Origin of the sequence: Clostridium sardiniense (assembly GCF_019753795.1) — a bacterium.
Classification (GTDB): Bacteria; Bacillota; Clostridia; order Clostridiales; family Clostridiaceae; genus Clostridium; species Clostridium sardiniense.
Genome location: NZ_JAIKTU010000019.1, coordinates 25,435 through 44,819 on the forward strand (window position 1 = coordinate 25,435; position 19,385 = coordinate 44,819).

At 29.2% G+C, this 19,385-nt stretch carries 14 protein-coding genes; 2 read left to right on the forward strand and 12 right to left on the reverse strand.

The window, feature by feature from the left end; genetic code table 11:
- The first annotated feature begins 188 nt into the window (after positions 1 to 188).
- Complete coding sequence (locus tag K5V21_RS17520; RefSeq protein WP_221862369.1) at positions 189 to 827, forward strand: hypothetical protein; 639 nt, start codon at positions 189 to 191, stop codon at positions 825 to 827.
- A gap of 70 nt (positions 828 to 897) precedes the next feature.
- On the opposite strand, the gene K5V21_RS17515 is transcribed toward K5V21_RS17520, so the two are convergent.
- Positions 898 to 1,536 carry a hypothetical protein gene (locus K5V21_RS17515; protein WP_221862369.1) on the reverse strand — a complete coding sequence of 213 codons (639 nt, stop codon included), beginning with the start codon at positions 1,534 to 1,536 and terminating at the stop codon, positions 898 to 900.
- 480 nt (positions 1,537 to 2,016) lie between these two features.
- Between K5V21_RS17515 and K5V21_RS17510 the strand changes: the two genes are divergently transcribed.
- The gene (locus tag K5V21_RS17510; protein WP_221862368.1) at positions 2,017 to 3,156 is read left to right on the forward strand and encodes an NAD/NADP octopine/nopaline dehydrogenase family protein; all 1,140 of its coding nucleotides are present in this window, start codon (positions 2,017 to 2,019) and stop codon (positions 3,154 to 3,156) included.
- A gap of 97 nt (positions 3,157 to 3,253) precedes the next feature.
- Here K5V21_RS17510 and tlp read toward each other — a convergent pair whose 3' ends face one another.
- From tlp to K5V21_RS17455, 11 genes are all read right to left on the reverse strand, one after another.
- Entirely contained in the window at positions 3,254 to 3,481 is a 228-nt protein-coding gene (tlp, locus tag K5V21_RS17505) for a small acid-soluble spore protein Tlp (RefSeq protein WP_221862367.1), read from the reverse strand.
- Positions 3,482 to 3,650: 169 nt separating this feature from the next.
- Positions 3,651 to 5,087 carry a glycosyltransferase family 39 protein gene (locus K5V21_RS17500; RefSeq protein ID WP_221862366.1) on the reverse strand — a complete coding sequence of 479 codons (1,437 nt, stop codon included), beginning with the start codon at positions 5,085 to 5,087 and terminating at the stop codon, positions 3,651 to 3,653.
- 198 nt (positions 5,088 to 5,285) lie between these two features.
- Positions 5,286 to 6,536: a phosphoribosylamine--glycine ligase gene (gene purD / locus K5V21_RS17495; RefSeq protein WP_221862365.1), complete on the reverse strand. Its 1,251-nt coding sequence runs from the start codon at positions 6,534 to 6,536 to the stop codon at positions 5,286 to 5,288.
- A 167-nt stretch (positions 6,537 to 6,703) separates the two neighbouring features.
- Positions 6,704 to 8,206 carry a bifunctional phosphoribosylaminoimidazolecarboxamide formyltransferase/IMP cyclohydrolase gene (gene purH / locus K5V21_RS17490; protein ID WP_221862364.1) on the reverse strand — a complete coding sequence of 501 codons (1,503 nt, stop codon included), beginning with the start codon at positions 8,204 to 8,206 and terminating at the stop codon, positions 6,704 to 6,706.
- Positions 8,207 to 8,219: 13 nt separating this feature from the next.
- On the reverse strand, positions 8,220 to 8,834 hold the full coding sequence (gene purN, locus K5V21_RS17485; RefSeq protein WP_221862363.1) for a phosphoribosylglycinamide formyltransferase: 615 nt from the start codon (positions 8,832 to 8,834) through the stop codon (positions 8,220 to 8,222).
- On the reverse strand, positions 8,822 to 9,823 hold the full coding sequence (purM, locus tag K5V21_RS17480; protein WP_221862362.1) for a phosphoribosylformylglycinamidine cyclo-ligase: 1,002 nt from the start codon (positions 9,821 to 9,823) through the stop codon (positions 8,822 to 8,824). Before purM ends, purN begins: the two co-directional genes overlap by 13 nt.
- 10 nt (positions 9,824 to 9,833) lie before the next feature.
- Positions 9,834 to 11,273 carry an amidophosphoribosyltransferase gene (gene purF, locus K5V21_RS17475; RefSeq protein ID WP_221862361.1) on the reverse strand — a complete coding sequence of 480 codons (1,440 nt, stop codon included), beginning with the start codon at positions 11,271 to 11,273 and terminating at the stop codon, positions 9,834 to 9,836.
- Between the two features lie 32 nt (positions 11,274 to 11,305).
- A complete protein-coding gene (gene purC, locus K5V21_RS17470; protein ID WP_221862360.1) occupies positions 11,306 to 12,016 on the reverse strand; it encodes a phosphoribosylaminoimidazolesuccinocarboxamide synthase in 711 nt (236 codons plus the stop codon).
- Positions 12,016 to 12,495 (reverse strand): 5-(carboxyamino)imidazole ribonucleotide mutase, encoded by a 480-nt coding sequence (gene purE, locus K5V21_RS17465; RefSeq protein ID WP_221862359.1) that lies wholly within the window; start codon positions 12,493 to 12,495, stop codon positions 12,016 to 12,018. The genes purC and purE overlap by 1 nt, the downstream gene beginning before the upstream one ends.
- 13 nt (positions 12,496 to 12,508) lie before the next feature.
- Positions 12,509 to 16,258 (reverse strand): phosphoribosylformylglycinamidine synthase, encoded by a 3,750-nt coding sequence (locus tag K5V21_RS17460; protein ID WP_221862358.1) that lies wholly within the window; start codon positions 16,256 to 16,258, stop codon positions 12,509 to 12,511.
- A gap of 496 nt (positions 16,259 to 16,754) precedes the next feature.
- A complete protein-coding gene (locus K5V21_RS17455) occupies positions 16,755 to 19,367 on the reverse strand; it encodes a hypothetical protein (RefSeq protein ID WP_221862357.1) in 2,613 nt (870 codons plus the stop codon).
- Between the last annotated feature and the right edge of the window lie 18 nt (positions 19,368 to 19,385).

Below are 19,385 nucleotides of genomic sequence, written 5' to 3' on the forward strand. Positions count from 1 at the left end.
GTTTAAGATATTAGAAATTTATTTTAGCAATTTATAATAGGTTTTGAATTTATTTTAGTAATTTAATTACTTAAGTAAGTTAATTAGAGAAAGTAATAAAATAGAAAAAGTTTAAAAATTAAATTTAATAGTATACTGATTTTAAATATTATAATAAATTTTAACGTTTAAAATAGGAGGAATATATTATGAAAAAAGCGATGTTAGTATTAGTAATAGGATTAATTGGGTCATCATTATTAGTTGGTTGTGGTGGAGATAAAAAAGAAACAGCAAACAATCAAAATAATAATAGCCAAACAGAACAGGCAAAAGAAAATAATACTCCAGAATATAAGGAAGTATATAAGAGTGGTTTTTATGAAGTAGGTAAGGATCTACCAGCTGGTGAATATTTAATAATGAGAGATAAATTAAATAAGCAAGCAGAAACCTCAGTTGCAGTAACAAAAGATAGCAAAAAAGAAGATGAGATATTTGATGAAAGTATGATGGGAAATATTTATGTAATTTTACAAAACGGACAATATCTTGAAGTAAAGAATGGAGATATTTATCCAGTGGATAAAGCACCATCAAATACTCCAGAAGATAAAGTTTATAAAGATGGTATGTATAAGGTAGGAAAAGATATAAAAGCTGGAACATATGATGTTAAAGCTATAAAGCATAACGGATCTGATGATGGATCTATAGAAATTACTAAAGATAGCAGTCATAGCGATAAGAGTGTAATATCAAAGAAAGAATTTAAGGATACTGAAAAGGTAACATTAAAAGATGGTGAATATATAATATTAGATGATGCAGAAATTACTGTTAAATAATTTATTAAAATTTAAAAGCAGTTATCTATTATACTAGTATAATAGATAACTGCTTTTAAATTTTAATAAATTATTTAACAGTAATTTCTGCATCATCTAATATTATATATTCACCATCTTTTAATGTTACCTTTTCAGTATCCTTAAATTCTTTCTTTGATATTACACTCTTATCGCTATGACTGCTATCTTTAGTAATTTCTATAGATCCATCATCAGATCCGTTATGCTTTATAGCTTTAACATCATATGTTCCAGCTTTTATATCTTTTCCTACCTTATACATACCATCTTTATAAACTTTATCTTCTGGAGTATTTGATGGTGCTTTATCCACTGGATAAATATCTCCATTCTTTACTTCAAGATATTGTCCGTTTTGTAAAATTACATAAATATTTCCCATCATACTTTCATCAAATATCTCATCTTCTTTTTTGCTATCTTTTGTTACTGCAACTGAGGTTTCTGCTTGCTTATTTAATTTATCTCTCATTATTAAATATTCACCAGCTGGTAGATCCTTACCTACTTCATAAAAACCACTCTTATATACTTCCTTATATTCTGGAGTATTATTTTCTTTTGCCTGTTCTGTTTGGCTATTATTATTTTGATTGTTTGCTGTTTCTTTTTTATCTCCACCACAACCAACTAATAATGATGACCCAATTAATCCTATTACTAATACTAACATCGCTTTTTTCATAATATATTCCTCCTATTTTAAACGTTAAAATTTATTATAATATTTAAAATCAGTATACTATTAAATTTAATTTTTAAACTTTTTCTATTTTATTACTTTCTCTAATTAACTTACTTAAGTAATTAAATTACTAAAATAAATTCAAAACCTATTATAAATTGCTAAAATAAATTTCTAATATCTTAAACTTAGATAAAAACAACTAAAATTTCTAAACTTTCTGTTTCATATTAACTATTTACTAATTATATATACTTATTTATTCTTTTTTCATTCTTCTCTTTCATAATAGTCTTTCCTTAAAACAAAATATTATATTAAAATACTAAAGTTTAATATTTATAAGTAAATATGATATAATATCTAATCATATTGTTAATTTTTTTTAAACTTTTAGTTTATATTGTGTTAACAAACTGTATTAATTAAAATTTCATATACTTAATAAAATTTATAATTTAAGACTAGGGGGATTAGAATATGAATATTGGAATAATAGGTGCAGGTAATATAGGTACTTATCTTGCTGCATATGCATCAACAAAAGAAAACTGTAAAGTTTGGATACATACATCCAAGCCTGAATCATTTAAAGAAACTTTAGTTTTAATTGAGGAAGAAAAAAATTTATCTCATGATGTAAAATTGCACTGTATTACTTCTAGTTTAGAAGAAGTTGTTTGTAATTCTGACTACATTTTAATAACTCACCCATCTTTCATGATGGAAAAGACACTAAAGGAAGTAAGTAAATACGTGAGTCAAGGAACTGTAATAGGGGCTATACCTGGATTTGGTGGAAAAGAATTCTTTATAGACGAGCTGTTAGAAAAGGGGTGTATATTCTTTGGAAGTCAAAGAGTGCCTTCTATAACAAGATTAGAATCTTACGGTGAATGTGTTCACTTAAAACAAAAAAATAAATTTATGAAACTTAGCGTAATACCACATAAGTATTCAGATAGTGTTTGCAAGACAATGACTAATTTAATAGACATTAATTGTTATCCATTAGACAACTATTTATCAATAACATTGTCTCCTTCAAACCCTACTATGCATCCATCAAGGCTTTATGAACTTTTTAAAGATTATAAATCTGGCGTAACTTACGACAGAAATCCGTACTTTTATGAAGAATGGGGAAATTTAGCTTCTGATACTTTATTAAAACTTGATGATGAATTAGAAACAATAGTAGATTCATTAAATGAATTTAATGATTTTAATAGAGATGATTTTGAAAAGATAAAATTAAGATATAAAATATCAGTTCCTGAAGAATTAACTAATGAAATTAGAACTGCACCTGGATTTAAAGGAATTAGAACTCCAATGGCAAATGCTTCTTCTGAAAATTATATACCTGATTTAAGCTCCAGATACTTTATAGAAGATATTCAATTTGGATTATGTATAATAAAAGCTTTTGCTGAGATTTGTGTAGTGGATACACCTACTGTAGATAAGGTAATCTATTGGGCTCAAAATTTATTAGATAAAGAATATTTAATAGATTCTAAGCTTATTGGCAAAGATGTAGACGAGCTTATGATTCCTCAAAATAAAGGAATTATATCGAAATCTGATTTAGTTAAATACTATAAAAACTTTAAATAATTTATCTTATCATATATACTACCTATTATAAAATTCTATAATAGGTAGTATTTTTTAACCATATTATTTATATACTTATGTAATCTAGATCATTAATTTATTTGTAGTTAATTTCTGCATTAATTGCTTCGTCTTTAATTTCTTTTCTTAAACCTTTAAGCGCTTGTTCTCTTCTATCATTTTTTTCACTTAATTCTCTTTTTGTATTTTCATCATCTGTCTTTTCAATCATTTCTTCAGCACGATGAATATTTCTTATAGTATCACTTATGTTACATTGTATTTTATCTACGTTGTCTCTTCTATCATCTGGCTTATTTTTCATATTTAAATTCCTCCTTTATTTAAACTTAGCTATTATAAAATTAAAGTTTATAGTTTTGTAGACAACCAAAACTTCTTTTATATTTTCTGTATAAATAAAGTTCTTATACATTCCATCTTTTATTAAAATTTGTATATATAAGAATATTAAAATATAAAAAAGAAACATCTTAATGATGCTTCTTTTTTAATCTCATATCTATATATGAAAATATCTCTATAGATAATATAACCATAGTTGGTATTATAAAATATCTATATCTTGTCTGAACTTCAACTATTAAATGTGCGAGTATATATCCAATCAAAAGTATCATAAAAAGATGGTAATAACTAAACTTAACCTTCCTTATTATGCTTAATAGTACTGATAAAAATGCCAAAACAATTATTCCAACAAACTGTATCTTTTCTATTTTTAAAAGTGAGTTTCCAAGTTCTTCTGATGCCCCTTCATAATTTAATGAAAAAGCAATGCTTCCCCAATCATTCTTTGCCCACATATAACTAAACTTTTGTTTAAATAAGTTAAGCATACTGTCTTTATCTTTAAGTCTATCTAATATAAGTTCCTTCTCGTAATTATCTCTCTCTTCTCCTAATGGATACCTATTTACTAAATCTCCATCTTCTGAATTCCAAAGTCCGCCATGGTTTGGATTTAATCCAACTACAAATTTCCAATAAGGCTCTCTATTAGACAATGAATAATCAGTATATCCAAGTTCTTTAAATCCTATAGACACCATAGTACTAGTTAAGAAATAGACAATTACTATTATTAAAGGTCTTCCTATATTATTAATCATAAATATCTTAGGTGTTTTTATATTTTCAAAATCCTTAAACAGTAAAAATAATACTATTGCAATAATAACAATTATTCCTTCTGGCCTTATAATATTTCCTATTGATATTATTATTCCTGAAAGTATTAGACTTAAAATCTTCTTTTCTTTACTTATTAATATGTAGAAACCAAAATAAATTAACAGTGTTGATAGATGCTGATTAGTTAAAACTGAAGTCATAGTTATACTTGTAATATAAAAACAATATATTAAAGCAGGTATTCTAGCAGTCTTAGAATCTCTTAGTGATTTACAAATTAAATAAATTACAAGTGGAATACATGCTGATATTATGGCACTTGTAATTTTTAAAACAATAATAGAATCACCAAATAACTTAATTATATTAAATTGAAAAAATGTAAATCCTAATTGGTATACCCAAGTATTAAAATAATCACTATTTTTTATAATTTCCGTCTGTCCATTCAACATATTCTGAGCACCCTTATACATTTCAGTGAAATCTGATACTGGCTCACTATTAATATTTAAAATCCATACCATTCTTATAATTAAAGCTACTATAAATAGTGCTAGTAAAAAATACTTTTTATCTTTAATCCTATATAGCAAATATCCTATAATTAATGCTGAAGCTATATATATTATCACTGATACATGTGCTGACATATTTGATAGTATATGTGACTTTATTAAATCCCTTATACTTAAAAAAGTCATTAAAAATAATATTATACTTGTTATTAGTGTTACAACTAACCAAGAAGACCTTTTTATAAACTTTACAAACATTTTTGAACCCTTCATCCCTTATAAAATTTTTAAGTATTATTTTCCTAATAATACTTAATACCCAAATACCTTAAATGATTATATCATAAATATAAAATTAAAAACTATATATTAATATTACTTTAATAGCTAATAAGAGCCTTTAGCTAAAAACTAAAGACTCCTTGTAATTTATATATATTTTTTATATTTTGTAATTTACTTAGCTTTTCCAATATCTTTTCTAAAATATGCACCTTCAAAGTTAACTTTTTCAATATTCTTATAAACATTTTCTCTAGCTTCTTCTATAGTTTTTCCTCTTCCGATAACAGATAAAACTCTTCCACCACTAGTTATAAGTTTATCTTCATCAATCTTTGCACCTGCTATAAATACATCATCTTTAACATCATCTAAAATATTTATTTCATAACCTGTTTCTGAAGTTGCTGGATATCCTCTTGAAGCCATTACAACATTTAAGCAAACTTCATCTTTCCACTTAACTTCCATTTCATTTAATCTTTCATCTATAGAAGCTTCTATTAATTCTAAAAGATCTGTTTCCATAAGTGATAACACTGATTGCGTTTCAGGATCTCCCATTCTAACATTATATTCAAGTAATTTAGCTCCATCTTCTGTAATCATAATTCCAAAGAAAATAATTCCTTTAAAATCAAATCCTTCTTCTCTAATTCCAATTAAAGTCTTATCCATTATATTTACTCTAAAATCCTCTAAAACTTCTTCTGTGACATATGGGTTTGGACACACGACTCCCATTCCCCCTGTATTTGGCCCTTTGTTATCATCAAATATTTGCTTATGATCCTTTGCTGAAAGAAATGGTATTATAGTATGTCCATCTGTAATAGATAAAATTGACGCTTCAACACCCTTTAAGAATTCTTCAATTACGACTTTCTTACCTGCTCCCTTAAATATATCAGATACCATAAATAAATCTATAGTTTCTAATCCTTCTTCTAAAGATTCACATATTACAACACCTTTACCTGCTGCAAGTCCATCTGCTTTTATAACTACTGGATATTTACAAGTTTTAAGATATTCCTTAACTTTATTCTCTTCATAAAAAACTTCATACTCAGCAGTTTTAACGCCATATTTTTTCATGAAATCTTTAGAAAAGCTCTTACTTCCTTCAAGTTCTGCTCCATCTTTTGCTGGTCCAAATATTCTAAGTTCCTCTTCTTTAAATCTATTAACTATTCCTTTTATAAGTGGCTCTTCAGGTCCTACTATTGTTAAGTCTATATTATTCCCCTTTGCAAATTTTATTAATTCTTCAATATCAGTTATATTTATATTAGTGCACTTTTTTTCCTTTGCTGTTCCGCCATTTCCTGGTGCTACATATATTTTATTAACTCTTTTACTCTTAGCTAATTTCCACGCTAAAGCATGTTCTCTTCCACCTGATCCAATTAAAAGTATATCCATTTATCTCAAAACTCCTTTTAAAACTATTAAAACTTAAATATTAATATATAAATAACTAAAATTCCTATATTAAAGCAATAAGGAATATATCGAAGAGTGACTTTAAAGGCTGTATCCTTTAAGTTACAAGATATATTCCTTATGCTTTTATTTATACTATAAATATTCTAGTGCTTAAAATGTCTAAGTCCTGTAAATACCATAGCAATTCCGTGTTCATTACAAGCATCTATTGATTCTTGATCTCTCATTGATCCACCTGGTTGGATTATTGCTTTAATTCCAGCCTCTGCTGCCTTATCAACAACATCTCTAAATGGGAAGAAGGCATCTGATGCAAGTATTGTAGCTCCAGTCCCTCTCTTTAAAGCATCTTCTGTTGGCCATATTCTATTAACTTGACCTCCTCCAATTCCAAGTGCTACTCCATCATTTGCAACTACTATAGCATTTGATTTAACGTACTTTACTACTTTCATTCCAAATAATAAATCTTGCATTTCCTTTTCTGTTGGAACTTTCTCTGTTACAACTTTTATCTCATCAATTAGCTTTTTATCTTCTTCTTGAACTAATATTCCACCATCTACTGTAACCATATATTTGTCGTCCTTAGGCGCATTATGACATTTAAGAACTCTTAAATTCTTCTTAGTCTTTAATACTTCTAGTGCATCCTCATCATAATCTGGTGCTGCAATTACTTCTAAGAATATCTTAACCATTTCCTCTGCTGTTTTCTTATCAACTTTTCTATTGAATGCAACAATTCCACCAAATATTGAAGTCGGATCTACCTCATAAGCTTTCATATATGCTTCATAAGCATCTTTGCCTGATGCAACTCCACATGGTGTATTATGCTTTAATGCACAACAAACTGGTTCTTCAAATTCATTTACACATTTCCATGCAATATCCATATCCTTAAAGTTGTTATATGATAATTCTTTACCATTTAATACATCAAAAGTATTCATCGCCCCATCTACCATAGTTGATTCATAGAAAGCTGCACTTTGATGTGAGTTTTCTCCATATCTTAATCCTTGTTTCTTTCTGTATGAAACTGAAAGATATTCTGGATATTCTTCATCATCTAATAGGAAGTTTGAAATTGCAGCATCGTAAGCACTCATTAAATTAAATACTTTACCAGCTAATTTCTTTCTAAACTTAGTTGATACCTCTCCTGACTCTTCGATTTCATTCATTACATTTTTATAATCATTTTTATCTGATATAACTACAACATCATTAAAGTTCTTAGCTGCAGCTCTAAGCATTGTTGGTCCACCAATATCAATGAATTCTACCTTTTCATCAAAACTTAAATCTTCACGAACCTTTTGGAAGAATGGATATAAATTAACTACAACATAATCAATTGTATTAATTTCTCTTGAATTTAATGTATTCATATGTTCAGTGTTATCTCTAATAGCAAGTATACCTGCATGGATAATTGGATGAAGAGTCTTAACTCTTCCATCTAATATCTCTGGAAAATTTGTTACTTCATTTACTTCAATTACAGGCACACCATTTTCTTTTAAATGTCTATATGTTCCCCCTGTTGATATAATTTCAACGTCTCTATCATTTAAGAATTTTGCAAATTCTAATACTCCCTCTTTATCAAATACACTAATTAAAGCTCTCTTTTTCATGAAAAGGTCCTCCCTATTTTAAAATATTTACTCTACCACTTTTAATCTCTATTTTTCCTTCGCTTATATACTTAATAGCTAATGGAAGTAGTTTATGTTCTTTTACCAATACTCTTTTTTGAAGTTCTTCTGGAGTATCTTCAAAATGTACTGGAACTGCTTCTTGAAGGATTATCTCTCCCCCATCTACCTCATCATTTACAAAATGAACAGTACATCCTGATACCTTTACTCCCTTATTAATTGCTGCTTTATGGACATTAAGTCCATACATCTTATCACCACAAAAAGATGGAATTAAAGATGGATGAATATTTATAATTCTGTCTTTATATTCCTTTAAAAGCTCCCCATCTAATATAGATAAATATCCAGCAAGGACAATTAGATCAATTTCTCTTTCTCTTGCAAGTTCTAATATCTTATCTGATGTACCTTGTCCATACTCTTTTCTTGATATAACAAAAGTATCTATATTATTCTTTTTCCCTCTCTCGAGTGCATATATCCCTTCTTTGCTTCCTACAATCATGTCTATTTTGCAATCTAAAAAACCATTTTCTATATTATCTATTATTGATTGCAAGTTACTTCCACTTCCAGATGCAAGGACTGCTATTTTAAACAAACGCCCTCACCTCCTGAGATAACACTTCCTATTTCATAAGCAGCTTCTCCCATTTCTAATAAATCTCTAAGTATACTATCTACATCTTTTTCATTTACACATAGTATAAACCCTATTCCCATGTTGAAAGTGTTGTACATATGATCTTTATCTACTCCAAGTTCAATCATCTTTTCAAATATTTCTGGTAATGGATAGCTATCTTTATTTATAACAGCAGTTAATCCATCTTTACTAAACATTCTTGGAACATTCTCAATAAATCCTCCACCAGTTATATGAGACATACCCTTTATCTCATATTTTTCTATTAATTTTAAAACTGGTTTAACATATATCTTTGTAGGTACAAGTAATGTTTCCCATAATGGTTTACCTAAAAATTCTTCATCTAAATCTTTGAATAATTTTCTAACTAAAGAATATCCATTTGAATGAATTCCTGATGACTTAATTCCAATTAACTTATCCCCTGGTTTTATATTTTTCCCATTTATAATCTTATCTTTATCAACTATTCCTACTGCAAATCCTGCTACATCGTAATCTCCATCTTTATAAAACCCTGGCATTTCAGCTGTTTCTCCACCAATTAGAGAACAGTCTGATTGAATACATCCATCTGATACACCCTTTACTAAATCTGATGAAACTTCTGCTTCAAGCTTTCCACATGCTATATAGTCTAAGAAAAATAATGGCTTAGCACCATGACATAAAATATCATTTACACACATTGCAACACAATCAATACCAACTGTATCGTACTTTCTCTTTTTGCATGCAATATCAATTTTAGTACCAACTCCATCTGTACCTGAAACTAAAACTGGTTTTTCATATCCTGATGGAAGCTCTACCATTCCTGCAAAGGAACCAAGTCCATTTAAAACATATTCACCCATAGTTTTCTTTGCATACTCTTGTATAAGCTTAACTGATCTATATCCTTCTTCAATATTTACTCCACTATCTTTGTAAGTTATCATATCTTAAATCCTACCTTTCAAGATTATCATCTAATGCTTCCATTGGTGCTGATACTGGATATATTCCATTAAAGCACCCAACACAGAAATTACGTCTTCCACTACAGCTTGCATATACACCTTCAAGACTTAAATATCCTAAGGAATCACAGCCTATTGTTTCTCTTATTTCTTCTACACTCTTATTTGCACCAATTAATTCACTTCTATATGGTGTATCTATCCCAAAATAGCATGGATACTTAACTATAGGTGATGCAACCAAGAAGTGTACTTCTAAAGCTCCAGCTCTTCTTAATGAGTCAATTAAATGTTTTGAAGTTGTTCCTCTAACGATTGAATCATCTATTAATATTACTCTTTTGCCCTTTACATTAATCTTTAATGGATTAAGCTTAACTGCAACTGCTCTTTCTCTCATTTCTTGAGAAGGAGTTATAAATGTTCTTGCTATATATCTATTTTTAACAAATCCAATATCATAAGGTATTCCAGAAGCTTTAGCATATCCCATAGCTGCTGGTATTCCAGAGTCTGGTACTGCAACTACTAAATCTGCATCTATTGGATACTCTTTAAATAGTTCTTCTCCTTGTTTAACTCTTGTAGTATGAACATCTAATCCATCTATAGTAGAGTCTGGTCTTGCAAAGTATATATACTCAAAGGAACAAGTTTGACATGATGTATTTTCTGAATATCTATAGCTCTTAATACCATTTTCATCTATAACAACTATTTCACCTGCTGCAACATCTCTTACAAATTCTGCTCCAACTGCATCTAGTGCACAGCTTTCAGATGCTAATACATATCCTTCTTCATATCTACCAAGACATAATGGTCTTATTCCATTTGGATCCCTTACCCCAATAAGTTTATCTTTTGTCATAATTACCATAGCGAAAGATCCTCTAACTGCTGATATAGCATCAATTACTGCTCTCTCAATACCCCTTTTTGATCCTCTTGCTATAAGACTAGTTATAACTTCTGAATCTACTGATGTATGGAATACATGTCCACCATCTTCTAATAGTTCTCTTATAACATCCCCATTTACTAAGTTTCCATTATGAGCTGTTGCTATAGGGCCAAGTTTTGTACTACTTAAAAGCGGTTGTGAATTCTCAATTGTCTTAGATCCCGCAGTAGAATATCTAACATGACCAATTGAAATATTTCCATTTGCATTTCTTAGTCTTTCTAAATCTTCTTTATTAAAAGCTTCTGTTATAATTCCAAGTCCTTTATGTGCTTTTATTTCTTCTCCATTAGCTACTGCAATTCCAGTACTTTCTTGTCCTCTATGTTGAAGTGCATATAGTCCATAGTATGTTACAGATGCAACATCCATTGGTCTACTTGAATAAACTCCAAAAACACCACATTCATCTTTAAACTTATCATTTTGTGGATCCATAATATCAAAATTATGCGGATTAATCATAAGCCACTACCTCTCTTTTTTTAAATTACTTTTTACCCTTTAATTCTCTTTAATATCTCTTGATATGCTTCTTCTACATTTCCCATATCTCTTCTAAATCTATCTTTATCTAGCTTTTCTCCAGTTGTAGCATCCCAAAATCTGCAAGTATCTGGTGATATTTCATCAGCTAATAAAACTTCCCCATTCTCATCTCTTCCAAATTCTATTTTAAAATCTATTAGATTTATATTTTGCTTCTTAAAGAACTCTTTTAATAAATCATTTATTTTAGCTGTCATTTCATAAATTTTATTAAGCTCTTCAAAAGTTGTAGCTCCAATTCCTACTGCATGATAATCATTTATAAGTGGATCACCTAGTTCATCATCTTTATATGATAATTCAAATACTGTAGTCTTAAGCTCAAAACCTTCTTCAAGTCCAAGTCTCTTTGCCATACTTCCTGCTGCTACATTTCTAACTATTACTTCAAGAGGAACTATCTCTACCTTCTTGCATAATTGATCTCTATCATTTAACTTCTTTATAAAGTGAGTCTTTATTCCAGCCTCATTTAACATTTCAAAAATATTAGATGTTATTGCATTATTTAAAACTCCCTTATTATCTATTGAAGCTTTCTTTTCTCCATTAAATGCTGTTGCATCATCTTTGTAATGAACTATAACCTCATTTTCCTTATCAGTTCTAAATATTTGTTTTGCTTTTCCTTCATATAACATTTCTAATTTATTAGTCATTATAATTCCACTCCTTCAGCATTTTCTTCTATAAATCTTTTTTTCATTCTACTTCTAAAGTTAATTAAATCTTTTTTAATCTCTGGATATTTTAATGAAAGCATTTGAACTGCTAACATTCCTGCATTATAACTATTATTTATTCCAACTGTTGCAACTGGTATTGATTTTGGCATTTGAACTATTGAAAGTAATGCATCCATTCCTTCAACTGCTGCTTTTACTGGAACACCTATAACCGGCATTGTTGTATGGCTTGCAATTACTCCTGGAAGATGCGCTGCAAGTCCCGCTCCTGCAATGATAACTTCGCATCCTTCATCTTCTATAGTCTTTAAAGTTTCCATAAGTTTTTCTGGTACTCTATGTGCTGATAATACAAATGCTTTATATTCAATGTTGAACTCTTTTAAAGCATTTGCGGCTCCCTTCATAACATCTGTATCAGATTTGCTTCCAAAAAATATTGCTACTTTCATTTAAAAACACTCCTTATTTAAAATAATTTACTCCTGATTTAAATATCTTCTGATCAAAGTTTCCTACTATATTTTTATAAAGATTTTCTCCAATTCTTTCGCTGTGAGCCATCTTACCAAGTATTCTTCCATCTCTACTTGTAATTCCTTCGATTCCTAGTAATGAACCATTTGGATTATATGGCATATCCATTGTTGCTTCACCATTTAGGTCAACATATTGTGTAGCTATTTGTCCATTTTCTTTAAGTTCATTTAATAGACTATCTGGCACAACGAATCTTCCTTCACCATGTGATATTGGAACTGTATGAATTTCTCCAAGTTCTACTTCACTAAACCAAGGTGACTTCTTTGAAACAACCTTTGTATTTATCATACTTGACATGTGTCTATTTATATCATTGTAAGTTAGTGTTGCCATATCTTCTTCTATATCTCTAATTTCTCCATATGGAAGTAACCCTAATTTCACAAGTGCTTGGAAGCCATTGCATATTCCAAGAATTAATCCATCTCTATTGTTTAAAAGATCCATAACACTTTCTTTTATTTTTTCATTTCTAAATATTGTTGCTATGAATTTAGCTGATCCATCTGGCTCATCTCCTGCTGAGAAACCACCTGGAAGCATTATTATTTGTGACCTATCAATTTCTCTTTTTAAATTATCTATTGATTCTAAAAGAGCTTCTTTATTTAAGTTTCTTAAAAGAACTTCTGAAACTTCAGCACCCTCATTTCTAAATGCTCTTGCACAATCATACTCACAGTTTGTTCCTGGGAATACTGGAATTACAACTCTAGGTTTTGCTACTTTAATCTTTGATGATGTAGCTCCTATCTCTTCTTTTAAATCTACTTCTATCCTTTTATTAATTTCCTTTGTCTTTGATTTAAATACTGGCTCTAACTTTTCTTCATAAGCCTTTTCTAAATCTTCTATATTAAAATCTAAGTCATATTGATTACATATAACATGTGAACTTCCTAAAGTTTTACCTATAACTTTATACCTTGTTCCTTCAAATTCTTTTTCTATATTTATATCCTCTGGTACTTCTAAAATTAAGCTTCCATAGTTAAATCCAAATAGCTCTTCTTCTGAAAGGTTATTTATTGAAGCTCCTATTCTATTTCCCAGTGTCATCTTTGTAATACCTTCTGCTACGCCTCCAAATTTAATTGAATAAGCTGATATTACTTTCTCTTCTGAGATAAGATCATATAGTCTTTCTAAATTTCTCTTAAACCCTTCCATTTCTATTGTTCCATCTTCTAACTTTCTTGGTGCTAAAAGTATTAAAGTTGAATTTGTTTTCTTAAATTCTGGTGATATAATCTTACTTGCTTTTTCTACTACCACTGCAAATGATACTAAACTTGGTGGTACATCTATATCTCCAAAGCTTCCTGACATTGAATCTTTACCTCCAATTGCAGGAATTCCAAGATCTATTTGAGCTTTATATGCTCCAAGTAATGCACTAAATGGCTTACCCCATCTCTCTTCGTCGCATCCAAGCTTTTCAAAATATTCTTGAAGAGTTAATCTTATCTTTCTATAATCCCCACCCATAGCAGCTATTTTAGTAACTGATTCTATAACTGAGTAAAATGCCATGTGGAATGGACTCCATGTTCCAAGGTATGGATTAAATCCATATGCCATAAGTGAAGCATCCTTGCTTTCACCATTTAATACTGGTATCTTAGCTGCCATTCCTTCTGCTGGGGTCTTTTGATATTTTCCTCCAAGAGGCATAAGCACTGTATTACTTCCTATAGTTGAATCAAATCTTTCTATTAATCCTTGTTTCCCTGAAACATTTAACTCCTTTAAGGTATTTATCCATTTTTCTTTTACATCACACTCTTTAACTTCATATGGATATTCAGTTGGAGCTTTAACTTTAATATTTGTAGTTTGAGTTGCTCCATTTGTATCTAAGAAACTTCTCTTTATATCAACTATTAATTTATCTCTCCATTTCATTTGTAATCTTTCATTAGATGTAACTTCTGCAACTACTACAGCCTCTAAGTTTTCTTCCTCTGAAAGCTTTATAAACTTTTCTGCATTTTCCTTAGTTACAACTACAGCCATTCTTTCTTGTGATTCTGATACTGCAAGTTCAGTTCCATCTAAGCCATCATATTTCTTTAAAACTTTATCTAAATCTATACTAAGCCCTCTACATAACTCTCCAATTGCTACAGATACTCCACCTGCTCCAAAATCATTACATCGCTTTATCATTGTAGAAACTTCTTTGTTTCTAAATAATCTTTGTATCTTTCTTTCAACTACTGGATTACCCTTTTGAACTTCTGCTCCACAATTCTCTATTGAATCTTCAGTGTGCTCTTTAGATGAACCTGTTGCTCCTCCAACTCCATCTCTTCCAGTTCTACCACCAAGTAAAATTACTAAGTCACCTTCACTTGGTTCTTCTCTTACTACATTTTCTTTTGGTGCTGCTGCAATAACTGCTCCAATTTCCATTCTCTTTGCTACATAATTTGGATGATATACTTCATCAACTTGTCCAGTCGCTAGTCCTATTTGATTTCCATATGAACTATATCCATGTGCAGCTCCAAGTGTTATTGTTCTTTGAGGAAGTTTTCCCTTTAAAGTTTCCTCTATTTTTACTGTTGGATCAGACGCTCCTGTTACTCTCATTGCTTGGTATACATAAGTTCTTCCAGAAAGCGGATCTCTTATAGCACCACCTAAGCATGTTGCTGCTCCTCCAAATGGTTCAATTTCTGTTGGATGGTTATGAGTTTCATTTTTGAACATTAAAAGATATTCTTCTATTCCCTTATCAGTTTCTAAATTAACTTTTATTGAACATGCATTTATTTCATCTGAAAGATCTAAATCATTAAGCATTCCTTTAAGCTTCATTTCTTTCATAGTTATAACTGCTATATCCATAAGGCTTATCTTTCTAGTTGTATCTTCTCCGTATACAAAATCTCTTGATTTTATATATGCTTCATAAGCTTTCTTTATTGGATTTGTGTATTTATTTTCTTCAATTTGGATTTCTTTTATAGATGTTTCGAATGTAGTATGTCTACAGTGATCTGACCAGTAAGTATCTATTACTTTTATTTCTGTTATGCTTGGATCACGATTTTCTTCTTTAAAGTAATCTCTTATCATTTCTAAATCTTCTAGACTCATTGCAAGTCCTTGCCTCTTATGAAATTCTTCTAATTCTTCTTTTTCTTTATTTATAAATCCGTTTAATATTTCTACATCCTTTGGTACATTGAATTCTTTAGATAATTCATTTGAGTATATATCTACTTCTCTTGAATCTACAGGATTGATATAGTAGTTTTTTATTTTATCTACTACTTCTTTAGACAGGTTACCTTTTAAGATAATAACCTTTGATGATTTTACTTCTACTCTATTTTCAGCTGTCAACAGCATTATACATTCCTCAGCTGAATCTGCTCTTTGATCGTATTGCCCTGGTAAATATTCAACTCCAAAAGCAATTTCATCATCTTCTATGTTAATTTTGTCTTCATGTACATTATCCACTGGTGGTTCTCTAAAAATTGTATGTAATGCTTGCTTATAATAATTTTCTTCAAGTTCCCCTATTATATATTTATTTAAAACTCTTACTCTTTCTAGATTCTCAATTCCTAAATTCTCTCTAAAGTCATTTAATAAAAGCTTTCCTTCTACATTAAATCCTTCTTTTTTCTCAACGAAAATTGTTCTATTATTAACCATTTCTTCCCCTCCACCAATTCTAAAACACGAATATTATTACTTATTTTCTAACATTTGTTTTGGTAATTTTAGAATAGCACCACCGCCACTCCATGTCAACATTATTATTCTATTTTTTATTATCATTCGTATATATACGAATTATATTCTGTAACACTAACTATTTATTACGTATTATTGATTATTTTTAACATTTTATTGAAAAGTAGGTTTTTTATCTTTTTCCATTTTTCTATCTATAAGTAACTCAATAAACTTATAAATATTCAGTACAATATAAGTCTAATCCTTCCCTATAGAATTTATTGAAAATAATAAACCTTCCCAAAGTTGCTTTTAAATAAAAAAAAAGCTGGTGATTTACACCAGCAACTTCAAACCTACGTAACCCTTCTTTTCTCTGAAAGGTCTTTATTATTATAATCAAATTTCAAAATATTTATGCCAAAACTTATAATTTACATATTTTATTATATTCGTATCTTATTTGTTATAGTTAATTAAATATATCGCTTATTAAATTCTTAATCCAATTAATAAATCCGCCACTTTCCTCTTGCTTTTCTTCTTGATTATTTTCTGGCTCTTGAACTTTTATTTCATTTGTCTTCATAATAAACTTTACAGTTCCATCCATCTTATTGTCTTTGCCTGTAAATGTATCATAATCCTTTGACATTTTTACAACTTCATCTTTAACTTGTACTAAATCATCAACTTTTTCTGTAGCCTCTTTACCATTATCATTTAATTTCTCTATTCCCTCTTTATTGAATTCTTCCATTCCTTTATTTAGTTTAGTACTTCCTTCTGCAAGCTTATTTATCCCTTCTTCTAATTCAGGTAAGCTACTTATTAATTCTCTTGCTCTTTGAACATTATTTTTTTCTAGTGAACCTTTAGTTATTCTTAAAATATCTTCACTATCTTTTAAGTCTTGTTGCATTAAAATTAACTTTTCCCCTAATGCTTTAATTTCTTTAACATTTAAACTTCCATTTCCTTTTGAAAGAACCTCTTGAATATCATCTATTGTACTTTGTGAATTTTTTAAAGCACTAGAAAACTTATTAATCTTTTGTAGTAATTCTGGATTTCCTTTTATACTATCCATCATTTTATTTATTGAGTCTATATTGCTTTTATTTGCTTCTATATCTGCTGCTATATCATTTAAATTTGACTTCAATCCTTCTATAGCTTTTAAATCATTAGAGTTTAAATTTAATATTCCATCTTTGAGGCCTTTTATTAATTTTTGATTGCTATCACTTCTATAATTTGAATAGAACTTAGATATTACTCCTCTAGAATTAGAATTTGATAATACATTATCAGTTGCACTTATTATAGGTTCTAATCCTTGAAGTTCTTTAATATTGCCAATAATATCTTTCATACGTTCTCCATATCCAGCTATCTTTTTAGCATCTAAATTCATTTGATTTTGAGTAAAATCATTTGTTGTAAGATTGTTTATAACAGCTTTTAGGCTCGCTCCTTTTTCACCATATACTGCATCAATATATTTATTTGCTTTAGCCTTTGCCTCCTCTAGTGATATCTTATTTTGCTGCATATCACCTGCAATCATAGCCTTTAATATCAAGTAACTTGAACCGTAAGTTTTCATATCTTTAGTCATTATATTCATATTATTTATATTTTCATTACTTAAAAGATTCTGAGTTTTCTTAAGCTTAGAATCTATACCAAGTAAGAAATTATTTGTTTTTTGATCTAACGTCCCACCTGGTGATGAGCTAATTGCACCTGATAAAACATTCTCTATAGGTGACGCAGCATTTTTTGCCTCCTTGGCTCCCTTTATCAAACTTTGCCCATTTATTAAATTTTGACCACTTAATAGTGATACCATTCCATTTAACTTCTTTAAAGTTTCAGGATTTATATTTTCATAACCTTCTTTTAATTTCAATGTATCTTGTAATAATTTATTAAAGTTGTTATCATTTGAAAGACCTTTAAATGTGTTGACTGATGACTCTATTAATTCCTTATTTTCTAATATGCCTTCTCCATCTTTTATTAAAGTATTAATTTTATTTATATTCTCATCTGTAACCAAAGCTAATACTTCCCTAAAATTATCTGTATTTATATTTTTCGCAAAATAAGCATCATCAATTAATTTATTTGCCTTTTCTATTTGCTTATCTGATTTTATTATTCCTAACGCTTCTTTTAAGCTATTATCATTTAATGCACCCTTACCTTCATCTAATTTCTTTTTTGCAGTAAGTATTCCTTCATTTAAAGCCCCTGTTCCTTTAAGAAGCTCATCTGAAGCATCATTTAATTTATTTAGCGAACTCTTTATTTCATCTAGTGAATCTGCTTTTTCTAAACTACTTAAATCAGGTACTTCTGTTGTTGCAGTTATCATTATAGGACCAAGTTCAAACTTATCTGTGTAACCTTCTATAACAAGCCTATCTTCAAGATTTATATCTAAATCTTTTGTTTCTATATCTAGACTATCTCTTAATCCCGGGAATGCAGCAAATGCTATAACGTTATTATTACCTTCTGAAATCATAGTCCCTTCATTTATTGTTACATCTTTAAATTTATCAACTGGAAGTGTAACAACAGTAGCTGTTGTAAGTGGCGTATATATTTTTCTATTTTTACCCTTAATATTTACATCTTTAAAACTATTATTTTTAAGCTCTATTTCTATTTTTATTTTACCTGATTTGCCTGCAAGTTCATTTTCTTTAATTTTCTCATCATTTAAGTAGTAATTTATATTCACATCGAGAGGAAGCTTTTTGTCCGTATCCCCCTTATAATAAAGATCACTATCATCTATTTTCCACTTTAATTTATTTCCGTCTTGAACTGGCTTCTCATCACCTTTTATATTTTCTATATTTTTAAGATTAGATTCATCTTCTATATCTACATTTCCTTCATCTGTGTGTATCCAATTAGTTACTGTCTGTTTTTCTACCTTCCCACTAGAATCTAGATTTACATAGACACTTTCATCTTTTTTAATCTCTGCTGCTCCTGCAACTGTACTTGCTCCCATTGATCCTATTATAACTAAGGCTATTACCTTTTTAGACATTGCTTTATACATAATATTTCTCCCCCTTAC